Here is a 17,120-nt window from a genome sequence, read left to right on the forward strand (position 1 = left end):
GCAAAAAACTGATGTCGACCCCCTGGCATATTCTCGGCGCCGGCAGTCTCGGCACCTTATGGGCCACGCGCCTGGCACGCGCAGGCATACCGGTCAGGCTGATCGTGCGCAATAGCGAACGCCTGCGCAGTTACCAGGCCGCGGGCGGACTGACCCTGGTCGAACAAGGCCAGGCCCGCACCTATGCGGTGCCGGGTGAAACGCCGGACAGCCCCGAGCCGATCCGGCGCTTGTTGGTAGCCTGCAAGGCCTACGACGCCGAAAGTGCAGTCGCCCGCCTCGCCCCGCGCCTGTCGCCGGATGCCGAACTGATCCTGCTGCAGAATGGCCTCGGCAGTCAGGATGCCGTCGCCACGCAAATTCCGCATGCACGCTGCATCAGCGCTTCCAGCACCGAAGGCGCGTTCCGCGATGGCGACTGGCGTGTGGTGTTTGCCGGCCACGGCTTCACTTGGCTCGGCGATGCCGGTCATCCGGTCGCGCCAATCTGGCTGGATGATCTGGACGCGGCGAAAATCCCCCACGAGTGGAGCACCGACATCCTCACCCGCCTGTGGCGCAAGCTCGCACTCAACTGCGCCATCAACCCGCTGACCGTATTGCACGGCTGCCGCAACGGTGGCCTGCAACAACACCAATGCGAAGTCGCGACGTTGTGCGCTGAGCTGGCGGAATTGCTGCAGCGTTGCGGCCAGCCGGCAGCGGCGGACAACCTGCAAGCAGAAGTCGAACGCGTCATTCACGCTACCGCCGCCAATTACTCCTCGATGTATCAGGACGTCGCCAACGCGCGCCGCACCGAAATCAGTTATCTGCTGGGGCACGCCTGCGCAGTCGCCGCGCGCCACCAACTGAACCTGCCGCACCTCAAGCAATTGCAGCAACGGCTGATCGCTCATCTGCACAGCCTTGGATTGCCCAGCGACTGAGCAGCGGCTACGCTGGCCACTTGTTCCTTTGCTGCGATAAACCTGATGCCATTGCGCCAGCGCCTCGAAAACCTGCCGGTCGGCCAGAAACTGCTGGCCGCCCTGCTGGTGTTGTTGACCACGGTTTTACTGGTCGCCAACCTGACTTTTATCAGCGCCGCCTACTACATCTCGCAGGAAAGCATGGCGCCACAAGCCTTGCAGACCATCGGCCGACTGATCGCCAACCCGAGTCTGGTCAGCGAAGCCCTGCAATCGCCGCAAAGTGCCGAACGCCTGCTCAAGGAACTCGACAGTTATTCACCGCTGCGCGCCGCCGCCCTGTACGACGGCAAAGGCGAACGGCTGGCGCAGGTGCAGCGCGGCGACAAACTCAAACTGCCGGAACGCTATCGGCATATCGAAGCCTGGCAACTGACCGAGTTTCGCAGCAACCAGTTGATCACCCTGCCCCGCCCCGGCACCGCGCCGGGACATTTGTTGCTGGTGGCCAGCAGCGAACTGCCGATGGCGTTCTACACCGGCACTCTGACTGCGAGCCTCGGCATCCTGATTTTCAGTGTGTTGCTGTGGCTGGTGATTGCCCGGCAGATCAAACGCCTGATCACCCGGCCGATCCATGAGCTGGAAGAACTCTCGCGCCAGGTGACCCGCGAAGAGAACTACGCCCTGCGCGCCTCGCGCGGCAACCACGACGAAATCGGCAGCCTCGCCGAGGCGTTCAACACCATGCTTTCGCGCATTGAAGCTCGCGAGCAGCAGCTCAAGCGCGCCCGCGATGACTCGCAGGCGGCTTACGATCAGGCACAAGGGCTGGCCGAGGAGACCCGCCACACCAACCGCAAGCTGGAACTCGAAGTCCAGGTGCGCAGCAAGATCGAGAAGAAACTCACCGGTTTCCAGAACTACCTCAACAGCATCATCGACTCGATGCCCTCGGCGCTGATCGCCCTCGACGAGCAACTCTACGTCACCCAATGGAATCAGGAAGCCAGCGCGCTCTCCGGCACGCGCCTGGACGAAGCGCTGAACCAGCCGATCTTCCTCGCCTTCGAGCCGCTGAAGCCGTTTCTGCCGCAGCTCAAGCAGACCGTCGAACAGCACACCGTGGCGAAGATCGAGCGAGTGACGTGGTTCAAGGACGATGAGCCGAAGCATTACGCGCTGACGTTTTATCCACTGATGGGCGGTGCCGGGCGCGGCGTGGTGATCCGTATCGACGACATCACCCAGCGCCTGTCGCTGGAAGAAATGATGGTGCAGTCGGAGAAAATGCTTTCGGTCGGCGGCCTCGCCGCCGGCATGGCCCACGAGATCAACAACCCGCTGGGCGCGATTCTGCATAACGTGCAGAACATTCGGCGGCGGCTGTCCGCCGAGCTGCCGAAGAACCTCGAAACCGCCGAGCAACTGGGCATTGAAATCGACACGGTCAACCGTTACCTGCAAGGCCGCGAAGTGCCGCAGTTGCTCGATGGCATTCAGCAGGCTGGCGCCCGGGCGGCGAAAATCGTCACGCACATGCTCAGTTTCAGTCGCCGCAGCACGCGCCAGATGGCCCCGTGCGATCTGCCGGCATTGATTGATCAAGCGGTCGATATTGCTGGCAACGACTTCGATCTGGCCATCGGCTTCGACTTCAAGGGACAGGCGATCGTCCGCCAGTTTGATCCGACACTTGGCCCGGTGCCGGGCACCGCCAACGAACTTGAGCAAGTGCTGCTCAATCTGCTGAAAAACGCTGCGCAGGCGATTCACCAGCGCGAGGACGACAGTGAGCCGGGGCGGATCATCCTGCGGACCAAACTCAATCCGCCGTGGGCCGAGATTCAGGTTGAAGACAACGGCATCGGCATGAGCGAGAACGTGCGCAAACGCACCTTCGAGCCGTTCTTCACCACCAAGGAAATCGGTCAGGGCACCGGGCTGGGCTTGTCGGTTTCGTATTTCATCATTACCAATAATCACAAAGGCCAGATGGAAGTGCAGTCCGCGCCCGGCCAGGGCACCTGCTTCACCTTGCGCCTGCCCTTGACGCAGCCTGCCGCCATCGCCGCCGAAACCAATCAACTACCGAGGTAACCCATGGGCTTTCGCTTGTCGAAGATCTACACCCGCACCGGCGACAAAGGCGAAACCGGCCTGGGCGACGGCCGTCGCGTGCCAAAGGATCACCCGCGCATCGAGGCGATTGGCGAGGTCGATACGCTGAACAGTCAGGTCGGCGTGCTGTTGGCCGGATTGATTGCCGAGCGAGAGGCGTTTCCGGGACTGGATGAATTGATCGAGGTGCTGACGCCTTGTCAGCATCGGCTGTTCGATCTCGGTGGCGAGCTGGCGATGCCGGAGTATCAGGCGTTGAACGCGGCGGAAATCGAACGGCTGGAAGCAGCGATCGATGTCTGGAATGAAGAGCTGGGGCCGCTGGAGAATTTCATTTTGCCGGGTGGATCGATGCTGATTGCACAGGCGCATGTGTGTCGCAGCCTGGCGCGCAGTGCCGAGCGGCGCTGTCAGCATTTGAATGCGCTTGAGCCGCTGGCCGGGGTTGGCCTGGCGTACATCAATCGGTTGTCGGATTTGTTGTTTGTCGCGGCGCGGTTGATTGCGCGGCGGCAGGGGATTGCGGAGATTCTCTGGCAACCTGCTGCCAAGCCTTAGATTTGCAGTGATTTGAAGGACGCCTTCGCGAGCAGGCTCACTCTTACAGTTGACCGCATTCCATCAGAAGAAACACGGTCCCTGTAGGAGTGAGCCTGCTCGCGATGAGGCCAGCAGCCTTTACAGCGAATCAGGCCAGAACGCGCGAATCCCGGCTACACCTTGAGCGCCATGATTCCAGGCCTTCTCACACTCCGCCGGGCCAACCCCGCCCAACAGAAACACCGGTTTACTGAAGCCTTCAATCAACGTCCCGGCCTGCTCCCAGCCCAACGGCTGCGCATCCGGGTGCGTCAGGGTCGGCTGCACCGGCGACAGGGTTACAAAATCCACGCCCATCTGTTCCGCCAACGCCAATTCCTCAGCGTTGTGGCATGACGCCGCCAACCAGCGTTCCGCCGGCAACGGACGCCCCGCCGCTGCGTATTTACGCAACTGTGCAGAGGTGATGTGCCAACCAGCCGAAGGGAAATCGCCGAGCCACTCGAACGGCCCCTTGATCATCAGTTGCGCCTTGCCTGCGCACAGACCCGCAGCATCCACCGCCAGATCACGGTACTTGGGGTCGTAACCGTTCGGGGCGCGCAGCTGGATCAATTTGATCCCGCCAGCGATCGCCTTCTGGATACCGCGCAGCAACGCCGGGGTTTCCAGATCTTCCGGGGTGATCAGGTATTGCGCCGGCAAACGCGCGGCCGCCACGATCGGCTGATTGGCTGCCGGGAACTCGTAGCTCACCAGTTCCTTCGCCGTGACCCAGGCCAATGGCTGACCTTCAGCACCGTGGGGTTCGCCGGTGAATGCCGAGACTTCCCAGACATCCAGCAACACCTGCTTGTCGGGGTAATCGTGACGCACCTTGATCAGCGGTCGGGCAGCACCAACGACGATGCCCAACTCTTCGTGCAGCTCGCGGGCCAGCGCGGTTTCGACTGACTCGTCAGCCTCGACCTTGCCACCGGGAAATTCCCACAAGCCGCCCTGATGCTGGGTATCGGCACGGCGGGCGATGAGGATTTTGCCACTCTCGTCACGAATGACGGAAGCGGCGACGTGTACGCGTTTCACGGGTTCAACTCCTCAAGTCCGGCCTTCTGCCAGGCTTTGAAGGCCGGCCATTGGTAGACGGTTTCAACATAGGCTTGATCGGCGGCCGGCAGCTGTACCTGATAGGTGCGCAGGCGCACGGTGATCGGTGCGAAAAATGCGTCGGCCAGACTCACGCGACCAAACAGGTACGGCCCGGCTTCGGTGGCCGCAGCACGGCATTCGGCCCACAGCGTCAGCATGCGTTCGATATCGACCTTCACCTCCGGCGGCACCGGGCTAAGCGGCGCGTCGTGGCTGAGGTTGAACGGCATGTGATTTCGCATGGCGAAAAAGCCGCTGTGCATTTGTGCGCAGGCGGATCGCGCCTGGGCACGGGCGAAGATATCGCTCGGCCAGAGCTGCTCGGACGGAAATTGTTCGGCGAGGTATTCGGCGATGGCCAACGAGTCGGCAATGGTCCCGCGTGCGGTTTGCAGCAGCGGCACCTTGGCGGTCGGTGAATGTTTGAGCAAAAGCTCGCGGGTGTCGGGCTTGCCGAGCTTGATCAGTTCTTCCGTGTAGGGAGCACCGGTCAGTTCCACCGCCAGTGCCGCGCGCAGGGACCAGGAGGAAAGCAGTTTGTCGCCGATGATCAGGTGCAAGGACATGGTGTGGCGCCTTTTCGTCAGAGGAAAGCTTCAAAACTTGCTGTGTCTGAACCATCGCTTTCGCGAGCAAGCCCGCTCCCACAGAAGATCTGTGGCAACTGTAGGAGTGAGCCTGCTCGCGAAGGCAGCGACTCGGTCTCAGGTTAGATCAAGTGCGGTATTCGGCGTTGATCTTCACATACTCATGCGACAGGTCGGTGGTCCAGATGGTTTCGCTGCAATCGCCGCGACCCAACTCGATACGGATGGTGATTTCTTCCTGCTGCATCACCGCCGAACCCTGCGCTTCAGTGTAGGTTGCCGCACGCGCGCCACGGCTGGCGATGCACACGTCTCCGAGGAACACGTCGATCTTGCTCACGTCCAGATCCGGCACGCCGGCACGGCCGACGGCCGCGAGGATACGGCCCCAGTTCGGGTCGGAAGCAAACAGCGCAGTCTTGATCAACGGCGAGTGCGCCACGGTGTAGCCGACGTCCAGGCATTCCTGATGATTGCCGCCGCCATTCACTTCAACGGTGACGAACTTGGTTGCGCCTTCGCCGTCACGCACGATGGCCTGGGCGACATCCATGCACACTTCAAACACCGCCTGCTTCAGTTTGGCGAACAACTCGCCTTCAGCGCGGGTGATTTGCGGCAATGCAGCCTTGCCGGTGGCAATCAGCATGCAGCAGTCGTTGGTCGAGGTGTCGCCGTCGATGGTGATGCGGTTGAACGACTTGTTGGCGCCGTCGAGCATCAAGTTTTGCAGCACGTCGCGGGAGACTTTGGCGTCAGTGGCAATGTAACCGAGCATGGTCGCCATGTTCGGGCGGATCATGCCCGCGCCTTTGCTGATGCCGGTCACGGTGATGGTCACGCCGTCATGCTCGAACTGGCGGCTGGCGCCCTTCGGCAAGGTGTCGGTGGTCATGATCCCGGTGGCGGCCGCTGCCCAGTTGTTTTCCGAGAGGTCGTCCAGCGCGGCTTGCAGCGCGCCTTCGATCTTCTCGACCGGCAGTGGCTCGCCGATCACACCGGTGGAGTACGGCAGAATCTGCTCGGCAGCAACGCCGGTCAGCTCAGCCAGTTTCGCCGTGGTGCGCTCAGCGGCGGCCAGACCCGGCTCGCCGGTGCCGGCATTGGCGTTACCGGTGTTGGTCAGCAGGTAACGCACAGCGTTCTGCACGCGCTTCTTGGCCAGAATCACCGGTGCTGCACAAAAGGCGTTCAACGTGAACACGCCCGCCACGGTCGAACCTTCGGCGCAGCGCATCACCACGACATCTTTGCGCCCAGGACGCTTGATGCCGGCCGAGGCGATACCGAGTTCAAAACCGGCAACCGGGTGCAACGTTGGCAAAGGACCAAGACCAACAGCCATGAATGCGCTCCTTACTCAATGATGTCAGCACCGCCGCTCGCAGCGACGGTGGTTTAAATGGCAAAACGCCGCGACGGCAGGAGCCGGTCGCGGCGCGGGTATTTCAGCGATTGAAACGGGTTTTACTGGATCTGCCCGTGGCAATGCTTGAATTTCTTGCCCGAACCGCAGTAGCACAGTTCGTTGCGGCCCAGCTTCTGTTCATTGCGAACCGGGGCAGCGGCGAGGGCCACATCGACCTCTTCACCGAGCAGTTCCGGTTGCTCCAGGCCTGGCGCTTCAGCGTGTTCGAACTGCATGCGGGCGGCCAGTGCTTCGGCTTCCTGACGCAGGCGCTGCTCTTCGGCTTCCGGATCTTCGCGGCGAACCTGAACGTGCGACAGCACACGGATCGAGTCGCGCTTGATCGAATCGAGCAGCTCGGAGAACAGCGTGAACGACTCGCGCTTGTATTCCTGCTTCGGGTTCTTCTGCGCGTAGCCACGCAAGTGGATGCCGTGACGCAGGTGATCCATGGTCGACAGGTGGTCTTTCCACAGGTCGTCCAGCACGCGCAGAACGATTTGCTTCTCGAAGGAGCGCAGTGCCTCGGCACCCGCCTGGTCTTCTTTCTCGTTGTACGCGGCAATCAGCTCGGCCATCAGCTTCTCGCGCAGGGTTTCTTCGTACAGGTGATCGTCTTCGTCGAGCCATTGCTGGATCGGCAGTTTCACGCCGAAGTCGCTGGCAATCGTCGCTTCCAGACCGGCCACGTCCCACTGCTCTGGCAGCGATTGCGGTGGAATGTGCGCGCTGACGGTGGCGTTGAGCACGTCCTGACGGAAGTCGGCGATGGTCTCACCGATGTTGTCAGCAGCCAGCAACGTGTTACGCATGTGATAGATCACTTTACGCTGTTCGTTGTTGACGTCGTCGAACTCGAGCAGTTGCTTGCGAATGTCGAAGTTGCGGCCTTCAACCTTGCGCTGGGCCTTCTCGATCGCGTTGGTCACCATGCGGTGCTCGATCGCTTCGCCCGGCTGCATGCCCAGGGCTTTCATGAAGTTCTTCACCCGGTCAGAGGCGAAGATGCGCATCAGGCTGTCTTCCAGCGACAGGTAGAAGCGGCTCGAACCGGCATCGCCCTGACGGCCGGCACGGCCACGCAGCTGGTTGTCGATACGGCGCGATTCGTGACGCTCGGACGCGATCACTTGCAAACCGCCGGACTCCAGCACTTGCTGGTGACGCTTCTGCCAGTCGGCCTTGATCTGGGCAATCTGCTCAGGGGTCGGGTCTTCCAGCGAAGCGACTTCAACTTCCCAGTTGCCGCCCAAGAGGATGTCGGTACCACGACCGGCCATGTTGGTGGCGATGGTCAGCGCGCCCGGACGACCGGCCTGCGCAATGATCTCGGCTTCTTTTTCGTGGAACTTGGCGTTGAGAACCTTGTGTTCGATGCCTTCCTTCACGAGCAATGCGGACATGTGCTCGGAAGTTTCGATGGTCGCAGTACCCACCAGCACCGGACGGCCAGCGGCCATGCTTTCCTTGATGTCCGCGACAATCGCCGTGTACTTCTCTTCGGCGGTCAGGAACACCAGGTCATTGAAGTCTTTACGCGCCAACGGTTTGTTCGGCGGAATGACCATGACTTCCAGACCATAGATCTGGTGGAATTCGAACGCTTCGGTGTCGGCGGTACCGGTCATGCCGGACAGCTTGGTGTACAGACGGAAGTAGTTCTGGAACGTGGTCGATGCCAGGGTCTGGCTCTCGGCCTGAATATTCAGGCCTTCCTTGGCTTCGATGGCCTGGTGCAGGCCTTCGGACAGACGACGGCCCGGCATGGTACGACCGGTGTGTTCGTCGACCAGGACGACCTGGCCGTCCTGCACGATGTATTCAATGTTGCGGTTGAACAGCTTGTGCGCACGCAGACCGGCATAAACGTGGGTCAACAGACCGAGGTTATGCGCCGAGTACAGGCTCTCGCCTTCGGCCAGCAGGCCGACGCCGGTGAGCATGTCTTCGATGAACTGGTGACCGGCTTCGTTGAGTTCGACCTGACGGGTCTTCTCGTCAACGGTGTAGTGCCCGGCCTTGGTGACTTCGCCTTCGACTTCTTCGATGTGCAGTTCCAGCTGCGGGATCAGTTTATTGATCTCCATGTACAGCTTGGAGCTGTCCTCGGCCTGACCGGAAATGATCAGCGGGGTACGCGCTTCGTCGATGAGGATGGAGTCGACTTCGTCGATCACGGCAAAATTGAGTTCGCGCTGGAATTTTTCTTCCATGCTGAACGCCATGTTGTCGCGCAGGTAGTCGAAACCGAATTCGTTGTTGGTGCCGTAGGTGATGTCGGCGGCGTAAGCGATACGCTTCTCTTCCGGCGGCTGGAACGGCGTCACGACGCCGACGGTCAGGCCGAGGAATTCATACAGCGGACGCATCCAGTTGGCGTCACGACGGGCCAGGTAGTCGTTCACCGTCACAACGTGCACGCCCTTGCCGGACAGCGCGTTGAGGTAAACACCCAGGGTCGCCACGAGGGTTTTACCCTCACCGGTGCGCATTTCGGCGATCTTGCCTTCGTGCAAGGTCATGCCACCGACGAGTTGCACGTCGAAGTGGCGCATACCCATGATGCGCTTGCCGGCTTCGCGGGCGACCGCAAAGGCTTCTGGCAACAGCTTGTCGAGGGTTTCCCCTTTGGCGATGCGGGCCTTGAACTCATCGGTCTTGGCGCGCAATTGATCGTCCGAAAGGGCCACCATTTGCTCTTCGAAGGCATTGACGAGCTGCACCGTCTTGAGCATGCGTTTGACTTCACGCTCGTTCTTGCTTCCAAAAAGTTTCTTTAACAAAGGCGCAAACATATCGGCAGGATCTTCCACACTAAAGGGATGGAGGGCGGCCCCGTGAGCGTCGCCCGTGCAGCCCTCATGGCCGCATGCGAACGAGCATTCTACCCGGAAACGGAAGTGAGGAAAGTGGCGATATTCCACGATGCTGGCACTGCGCTTTGACGGGGCTCACTTAAAATAGGGGCGTTTTGCTCAACTTCAAGTCATACAAGGCAGAAGTTAGTCGTTGATTTAATGGGTAAAGCGGGGGCAAAAGCAATGGGCGAGTGAGTTTGGCCTTTCTGCTACCATGGCGATTCTGTTACTTCAGGTGTTCGATCATGGCATTTCGCCCTCTTACGGCCAAAGCACCCGCCGTTCTCTTGCGCGAAGCCAAGCCGCTCAAAGCCATCCTCGGCCATGCCCAGCGCCTGGGGCATTTGCAGCGTCTGCTCGAAAGCCAACTGCAGCCTGCCGCCCGTGAACATTGCCATGTTGCCTCGTGGCGTGAGGGCAGTTTGTTGCTGATTGTCACCGATGGCCACTGGGCCACCCGCCTGCGCTATCAGCAAAAACGTTTGCAGCGGCAACTGCAGATGTTCGATGAGTTCGCCAGCTTGACGCGGATCCTGTTCAAGGTGCAACCGCCAACAGTGCAACGCGGCGCGGCCGGGCACACGATGGATTTGTCGACGGATGCGGCGGCGACGATTCAGGCAACGGCGGACGGGATAAGTGATCCGGGGTTGCGTGCCGCACTTGAGCGTCTTGCGGCGCACGCCAAAGACAAAACCTGAAGCAAGATCAAAAGATCGCAGCCTGTGGCAGCTCCTACATTAATTCCTGTAGGAGCTGCCGCAGGCTGCGATCTTTGCTTTCAGCGGCGTTTGCTGCCGCCCAGTAGTGAGCCCATCAAACCGCGCACCAATTGTTTGCCGAGGTTATTCGCGGCCTGGCGCATGGCGGATTTCAGCGCCTGGCCGGCAGCGGTGCCGAGAAACTCTCCGGCCCTGTCAGCCAAACTTGGTTCTTCAACCGCAGGCTTGCCGGCGGGTGCTTCGGCTTCCGGCGCCAGGCCCTTACGGCCCATGAGAATTTCATACGCCGATTCACGATCGATCGGCTTGTCATAGCGGCCCTTGAACGGTGACCCGGCGATCAGCACTGTGCGCTCGGTAGCGGTCAACGGCCCGATCCGCGATTGCGGTGGCGCCACCAGCACACGCTGGACCATTTCCGGCGTGCCCTTCTCGGCGAGGGTTCCGACCAACGCCTCGCCGATCCCCAGTTCGGTTAACACCGACAACGTATCAAACGCCGGATTGGGCCGGAAGCCGTCCGCCACCGCACGCAGGGATTTCTGCTCTTTGGCGGTGAAGGCGCGCAAGCCGTGCTGGATACGCAAACCCAACTGCGCGAGCACGTCATCCGGCAGGTCCGCCGGCGACTGGGTGACGAAATACACGCCAACGCCTTTCGAGCGAATCAGCCGCACCACTTGTTCCAGACGCTCCTGCAAAGCCTTGGGCGTGTCGCCGAACAACAAGTGCGCCTCATCGAAAAACAACGCCAGCAGCGGTTTGTCGGCATCGCCGCGTTCGGGCAGTTGCTCGAACAGTTCGGCCAGCAGCCACAACAGAAACGTCGCGTAGACCTTCGGCGCCTCGTGCACCAGACGGCTGGCGTCCAACAGATGAATGCGCCCACGGCCATCGGCGGTCGGTTGCAGGATGTCTTCCAGTTGCAGCGCCGGCTCGCCGAACAAGGCCTCAGCGCCTTGCTGTTCCAGCGTCGCCAGACGGCGCAACAACGCCTGACTGGAACCGGTGGTCATCAGCGCGGCGTCGTCGCCGAGCATCTGCGGATTGTCCTTGAGGTGATTGAGCAGCGCCTTCAGATCCTTCAGATCGAGCAGCAACAAGCCTTCGCGATCGGCGACTTTGAACGCGGCGTACAGGGCCGACTGCTGACTGTCGGTCAGTTCCAGCAGGCTGCCGATCAATAACGGGCCCATTTCACTCAACGTCGTGCGCAATGGATGACCGGACTCACCGTGGATATCCCACAACGTCACCGGATAAGCCTGCGCCTGGTAGTTGAGCCACGGCATCCCGGCGATGCGCTCGGCGACCTTGCCCTGCGGGTTGCCGGCGGCACCGAGGCCGCAGAGGTCGCCCTTGATGTCGGCGGCGAATACCGCGACGCCGGCGTCACTGAATGCTTCGGCGAGACGCTGCAAGGTCACGGTCTTGCCGGTACCGGTGGCGCCAGCGACCAGCCCGTGCCGGTTCGCCAGGCGCATGGCCTGGCCAATTTCCTGCCCCGCGAGGTCGGCGCCGATAACGAGTTGCGATGAGTCAGGCATTTTGTCACCCGTTGGTTAATCTTTGATTCTGCATGGCCGATAAAGAGAGGTGTAAGACCTGACCAAAAGTCAGGACGGACATTTCCCTAAGGAGAGACGGAAATATCAGCTTACTTTCAACCTTGCCCATTTTGCGCGCTTCTATAAAAGCACGCCCTGGACATTAAGACCTTAGCGGAACCCCAAGCCATGAACAAAAACCTGCGCTTCAGCCATAAAATTTTGCTTGCCGCCGCCCTCATCGTCATTGCCGCATTCGCCTCGTTTACCTTGTATAACGACTGGCTACAGCGCAACGCGATCCGCGCTGATCTGAACAACTACCTCAACGAAATGGGCGAGGTCACTGCCGGGAATATCCAGACCTGGCTCAACGGTCGCATTCTGTTGATCGAGAACGCCGCCCAGAACATCGCCATCAACCCGGAACCGGCCAACGTCGCCAGCCTGCTGGAACAGAAAACCCTGACCTCGACGTTCATGGCCACTTATCTGGGTGATGCCACCGGGCACTTCACCATCCGCCCGGACACGAAAATGCCCGACGGTTTCGATCCGCGCGTGCGCCCTTGGTATAAAGGTGCCGAGAGCAGCAGCACCTCGACCCTGACCGAACCGTACATCGACGCCGCCACCGGTCAGTTGATCATCTCGATTGCCACCGCCTCGAAAAAAGCCGGGCAGAGCGTCGGCGTAGTAGGCGGTGACTTGAGCCTGCAATCGCTGGTCGACACCCTCGCCGCACGTGATTTCGACGGCATGGGTTATGTGTTCCTGGTCAGCGCCGACGGCAAGATTCTGGTGCACCCGGACAAAGCCCTGGTGATGAAGTCACTGAAGGAAGCCTATCCACAGGACACCCCGCGCATCAGCAGCGACTTCAGTGAAGTCACGGTCGATGGCAAGACCCGTATCGTCACCTTCGCGCCGATCAAAGGCCTGCCGTCGGTGAACTGGTACATCGGTCTGTCGGTTGATAAAGACCAGGCCTTCGCAATGCTCAGCCAGTTCCGCACCTCGGCGGTAATTGCCACCGTGATTGCCGTGGCGATCATCCTCGCGCTGCTGGGCATGCTGATCCGCATCCTGATCCAGCCGTTGCACGTGATGACCCGCGCCATGGAAGACATTGCCGACGGCGAAGGTGACCTGACCAAGCGCCTGACCATCGTCAATAATGATGAGTTCGGTGTTCTGGGGACGGCGTTCAACCGCTTCGTCGAGCGTATCCACGGCTCGATCCGCGAAGTCTCGTCGGCCACCGGCCAGGTCAACGAAGTCGCCCTGCGTGTGGTCGCCGCGTCGAACTCGTCGATGTACAACTCCGATCAACAGGCTTCGCGCACCAGCAGCGTGGCTGCCGCGATCAATCAGCTCGGTGCCGCCGCTCAGGAAATCGCCCGCAACGCCGCGCAAGCTTCCAGTCAGGCCAGTGACGCGCGCGGCCTCGCCGAAGACGGCCAGCAAGTGGTGGATCGCAGCATCAAGGCGATGAATCAGCTGTCGAGCATGCTCAGCGCGTCGAGCAGCAACATCGAGTCGCTGAACAGCAAAACCGTGAACATCGGCCAGATTCTCGAAGTGATCACCAGCATTTCCCAGCAAACCAACCTGCTGGCACTCAATGCCGCGATCGAAGCGGCGCGGGCCGGTGAGGCCGGACGCGGGTTTGCCGTGGTTGCGGACGAGGTACGCAACCTCGCGCATCGCACTCAGGAATCGGCGCAGCAGGTGCAAACGATGATCGAGGAGCTGCAGGTCGGCGCGCGTGAATCGGTCAGTACCATGAGCGACAGCCAGCGCCACAGCCAGGACAGCGTAGAAATCGCCAACCTTGCCGGGGAGCGTTTGAACAGCGTGACTCAGCGCATTGGCGAGATCGACGGGATGAACCAGTCGGTGGCGACCGCGACCGAGGAACAGACGGCCGTGGTCGAGTCGATCAATGTCGATATCACCGAGATCAACACGCTGAACCAGGAAGGAGTGGAGAACTTGCAGGCGACGTTGCGCGCTTGCTCGGATCTTGAGCAGCAGGCTTCGCGCCTGAAACAGCTTGTGGGTAGTTTCCGGATTTAAGATCAAAAGCCTACCCCCTCACCCCAGCCCTCTCCCCCAGGGGGGCGAGGGGGAAAGGGAGCCGATCTTCATGCTGTTCAAAACCTGAGTTCGACTGAAGACGTTCAGCTCCATGAATCAAGCCCAGACACCTCGGTCAGTCCCCTCTCCCTCCGGGAGAGGGTTAGGGTTAGGGTGAGGGGCTCCTCCGCTCTGAAGCTCTTCAGCTCTACCGCGCAATCCCGACCGAACATCTATTCTTGATAAAGGTCAACCAAGGGAGAACACAGCTGCGGAGGGTTGATCACCGTGCATATCGCCGACATCACCATGTTCTACGCCCCGGCCAGCGGTGGCGTACGAACGTATCTGGATGCCAAACATCGTCGCCTCGGCTTCAAACCCGGCATTCGTCACAGCCTGCTGATCCCCGGCGCGGATTTCGGCGAACACGACGGCGTTTACACGGTTCCCGCCCCTGCCCTGCCCTTCGGCAAGGGATATCGCTTCCCCCTGCGTCTCGCGCCCTGGCGAAACGTCCTGCAGGATTTACAGCCTGATCTGATCGAAGTTGGCGATCCATACCTCACGGCGTGGGCCGCACTTGATGCGCGCCGGCAACTCGACGTGCCGGTGATCGGTTTCTATCACTCGGACCTGCCGCTGCTGGTCGGCAATCGCATGGGCCATTGGCTCACGCCGAATGTCGAAGCCTACGTCACCAAACTTTACGGCAATTTCGATCGGGTGCTGGCGCCAAGCCAAGTCATGGCCGACAAGCTCCGCAGCCTCGGCGTACGCAATGTCTTCGTGCAACCGCTGGGCGTCGATTTGCAAACTTTTCATCCGCACGCTGGCGACCGTAATCTGCGCGCCGAATTGGGCCTCGCCGAAGACACGCGCCTGCTGATCTTCGCTGGACGAGGCTCGAAAGAGAAAAACCTGCCAGTGCTGCTCAAATGCATGCAGCGGCTGGGCCCGCGTTATCACCTGTTGCTGGTTGGCTCGTCGATGCCCGCCGTGGTGCCGGACAACGTCAGTGTCATCGATGAGTTCTGCCCGGCCCCACGGGTCGCGCAATTGATGGCCAGTGCCGATGCGTTGCTGCATGCCGGCGATCAGGAAACCTTCGGCCTGGTGATTCTTGAAGCCATGGCCTGCGGCATTCCGGTGGTGGCCGTCGCGGCTGGCGCGTTTACCGAAATCGTCAATGAATCGTGCGGCCTGCTTTGCACGCCGAACAACCCGCAAGCCATGGCCAATGCGGTGCGTGAGCTATTCAGTCGTGGCAACACCCGGCTTGGCCAGCAAGCCCGCCAACATGTCGAACAGCATTACGCCTGGGACACGGTAGTGGACAGCCTGCTGGGTCACTATCACGCCGTGCTCGGTGATTCGTTACCCAGAGTTGCCAATGGCTGAGCCACTCACCAAACCCGCCGTGTTGCTGGTGCTGCACGATGTGGCACCTTCGACGTGGGCGGATTACCAGCCGTTTGTTGAAGTGATCGACGCCCTGGGCAACGTGCCGATGACGTGGCTGGTTGTGCCGGACTTCCACCGCCACGACACGCTCGACGCTCATCCGGCGTTTTCCCGAATGCTCAGCGAACGCGTGGCACGCGGTGATGAACTGGCGCTGCACGGTTATTACCATGACGATCAGGAACCCGGCCCGCACACCCCGCGAGACTGGTTTATGCGCCGCGTTTATACCCACGAAGGCGAGTTCTATCGGTTGTCCCACGACGCCGCCCTGACCCGACTGCGCGCCGGTATCGAAGTGTTCCATCGCCACAACTGGCCACTGCACGGTTTCGTCGCCCCGGCCTGGCTGATGAGCGATGGCACCCGCCAAGCCTTGCGCCAATTGCCGCTGCGTTACACCAGCGACCCGCAACATCTTTATCTTCTGCCGGACTTCACCCCCATAGCGGCCCCCGGTCTGGTCTGGAGCGCCCGCAGTGCCTGGCGTCGAGGCCTGTCGAAAATGCTCAGCGATCAGCGGCAACAGCGCTGGCGCCAGGCGCCGGTGATTCGGCTAGGCTTGCACCCCGTGGACATGCGTCACCGTTTTTCCCGTGATTATTGGCTGCACACTCTTCAACAACTGCTGGCGGATGGACGCGTACCGATGAGCAAAATCAACTGGCTGGCACAACAGCGCGGTCAACTGGAACATGTCGCATGAGTCGCGGCATTCTGTTACTGATCGGCTTGCTCGCGGCAGTGCTGATCCCGGTGGTGCTGGGCGGCGGCGAAATCTGGGCGCGTCTGCAAAGTTTTCCGCTGCACTGGCTGCTGGTCATGTTCGGCATGATCCTGCTTTGCTGGGGCATCAATACCTTGCGTTTACGCTTGTTGCTCGGCGATCAGTGCGAGCGCGTCACGCCACTGAAAAGTCTCGGCGTGGTCATGGCCGCTGAGTTCGCCTATTGCGCCACACCCGGCGGCAGTGGCGGGCCGCTGACGATCATGGCGTTACTGGCGCGCAGCGGCGTACGTCCGGCGCGTGGCAGTGCGGTGTTTGCCATGGACCAGCTCAGCGATTTGCTGTTCTTTCTCTGTGCGTTGAGTGGGATTCTGATTTACGCGCTGTTCCAGCACCTCAGCGATCGCCTCGAATGGCTGCTGATGGTCAGCGCCGTGTCGTTGTTTGGCGGCCTGTTCAGTTGCGTGTTGCTGGCACGTTACCACCGCGCCCTGATCCGGCTGAGCGGTCGTCTGTTGGCGAGGATGAACGTCAAGGCCGGTACCCGTCGCCGTTGGGCGCGCAAGCTGCTGCACTTTCTCGCCGCGTTTACCGACACGTTGAAATTGCCCTGGCAAACCCTGGCCAAGGTGTTCGCCCTGACCTGCGTGCATTGGCTGCTGCGCTATAGCGTGCTGTATCTGGCCCTGCGCGGGCTGGGCGCAGACTTGCAATGGGCGTGGAGTTTTCTGGTGCAGATGCTTTCGCTCGGCGCCGGGCAGTTCAGTCTGTTGCCGGGTGGCGCGGGGGCGGCGGAATTGACCTCGGCGGCGCTGTTGGCGCCGATGGTGGGGAAATCGACGGCAGCAGCGGCGATTCTGATCTGGCGGGTGGTGACGTATTACTTTTATCTGGTAGTAGGGGGACCGGTGTTTTTGTTGATGCTGGGGCGGCCGTTGTTGCGCAAACTGATGAAGGTGGGGCAAGCATAAAAGATCGTCCGATCGCGGCCCGAGCCTTCGGCAGCT

General features: G+C 60.9%; 13 protein-coding genes and 1 pseudogene. 9 read left to right on the forward strand and 5 right to left on the reverse strand.

The features are described from left to right. The first annotated feature begins 11 nt into the window (after positions 1 to 11). The 3 genes from QOL84_RS27485 to QOL84_RS27495 are packed head-to-tail and all read left to right on the forward strand — an operon-like array spanning position 12 to position 3,590. Complete coding sequence (locus QOL84_RS27485; protein ID WP_283439252.1) at positions 12 to 929, forward strand: putative 2-dehydropantoate 2-reductase; 918 nt, start codon at positions 12 to 14, stop codon at positions 927 to 929. Between the two features lie 45 nt (positions 930 to 974). Then, complete coding sequence (locus tag QOL84_RS27490) at positions 975 to 3,011, forward strand: sensor histidine kinase (RefSeq protein WP_129395239.1); 2,037 nt, start codon at positions 975 to 977, stop codon at positions 3,009 to 3,011. Positions 3,012 to 3,014: 3 nt separating this feature from the next. Continuing rightward, entirely contained in the window at positions 3,015 to 3,590 is a 576-nt protein-coding gene (locus tag QOL84_RS27495; RefSeq protein WP_283439253.1) for a cob(I)yrinic acid a,c-diamide adenosyltransferase, read from the forward strand. Positions 3,591 to 3,710: 120 nt separating this feature from the next. Here the strand turns inward: QOL84_RS27495 and QOL84_RS27500 are convergent, their stop codons facing one another. The 4 genes from QOL84_RS27500 to secA all read right to left on the reverse strand — a co-directional run bounded on the left by QOL84_RS27500 (position 3,711) and on the right by secA (position 9,511). Continuing rightward, positions 3,711 to 4,658 (reverse strand): Nudix family hydrolase, encoded by a 948-nt coding sequence (locus tag QOL84_RS27500; RefSeq protein ID WP_283439254.1) that lies wholly within the window; start codon positions 4,656 to 4,658, stop codon positions 3,711 to 3,713. Next, complete coding sequence (locus tag QOL84_RS27505; protein WP_283439255.1) at positions 4,655 to 5,287, reverse strand: glutathione S-transferase family protein; 633 nt, start codon at positions 5,285 to 5,287, stop codon at positions 4,655 to 4,657. The genes QOL84_RS27500 and QOL84_RS27505 overlap by 4 nt, the downstream gene beginning before the upstream one ends. A 148-nt stretch (positions 5,288 to 5,435) precedes the next feature. Then, positions 5,436 to 6,653 carry a bifunctional glutamate N-acetyltransferase/amino-acid acetyltransferase ArgJ gene (argJ, locus tag QOL84_RS27510; protein WP_283439256.1) on the reverse strand — a complete coding sequence of 406 codons (1,218 nt, stop codon included), beginning with the start codon at positions 6,651 to 6,653 and terminating at the stop codon, positions 5,436 to 5,438. Between the two features lie 122 nt (positions 6,654 to 6,775). Then, entirely contained in the window at positions 6,776 to 9,511 is a 2,736-nt protein-coding gene (gene secA / locus QOL84_RS27515) for a preprotein translocase subunit SecA (protein WP_129395244.1), read from the reverse strand. Between the two features lie 308 nt (positions 9,512 to 9,819). Between secA and QOL84_RS27520 the strand changes: the two genes are divergently transcribed. Next, a complete protein-coding gene (locus QOL84_RS27520; RefSeq protein ID WP_129395245.1) occupies positions 9,820 to 10,275 on the forward strand; it encodes a DUF721 domain-containing protein in 456 nt (151 codons plus the stop codon). A gap of 80 nt (positions 10,276 to 10,355) precedes the next feature. Here QOL84_RS27520 and QOL84_RS27525 read toward each other — a convergent pair whose 3' ends face one another. Then, a complete protein-coding gene (locus QOL84_RS27525) occupies positions 10,356 to 11,843 on the reverse strand; it encodes a helicase HerA-like domain-containing protein (protein ID WP_283439257.1) in 1,488 nt (495 codons plus the stop codon). 189 nt (positions 11,844 to 12,032) lie between these two features. On the opposite strand from QOL84_RS27525, the pseudogene QOL84_RS29630 reads away from it, so the two are divergent. The 5 genes and pseudogenes from QOL84_RS29630 to gpgF form a co-directional block, all read left to right on the forward strand. After that, positions 12,033 to 13,064 (forward strand): annotated as a pseudogene (locus QOL84_RS29630) (HAMP domain-containing protein); the annotation flags it as partial. Positions 13,065 to 13,157: 93 nt separating this feature from the next. Beyond that, the gene (locus QOL84_RS29635; protein WP_372238489.1) at positions 13,158 to 13,922 is read left to right on the forward strand and encodes a methyl-accepting chemotaxis protein; all 765 of its coding nucleotides are present in this window, start codon (positions 13,158 to 13,160) and stop codon (positions 13,920 to 13,922) included. Positions 13,923 to 14,210: 288 nt separating this feature from the next. After that, positions 14,211 to 15,323, forward strand: coding sequence for an N-acetylglucosaminyl phosphatidylglycerol synthase (gene gpgS, locus QOL84_RS27535; RefSeq protein ID WP_488168966.1), 1,113 nt, complete (start codon positions 14,211 to 14,213; stop codon positions 15,321 to 15,323). Continuing rightward, a complete protein-coding gene (gene gpgD / locus QOL84_RS27540; protein ID WP_283439259.1) occupies positions 15,316 to 16,092 on the forward strand; it encodes an N-acetylglucosaminyl phosphatidylglycerol deacetylase in 777 nt (258 codons plus the stop codon). The genes gpgS and gpgD overlap by 8 nt, the downstream gene beginning before the upstream one ends. Further along, positions 16,089 to 17,084, forward strand: a complete 996-nt coding sequence (gene gpgF / locus QOL84_RS27545) for a glucosaminyl phosphatidylglycerol flippase (RefSeq protein ID WP_283439260.1) — start codon at positions 16,089 to 16,091, stop codon at positions 17,082 to 17,084. Before gpgD ends, gpgF begins: the two co-directional genes overlap by 4 nt. The last annotated feature ends 36 nt before the right edge of the window (positions 17,085 to 17,120 follow it).

It is taken from the genome of Pseudomonas helmanticensis, from assembly GCF_900182985.1.
GTDB classification, from domain to species: domain Bacteria; phylum Pseudomonadota; class Gammaproteobacteria; order Pseudomonadales; family Pseudomonadaceae; genus Aquipseudomonas; species Aquipseudomonas helmanticensis.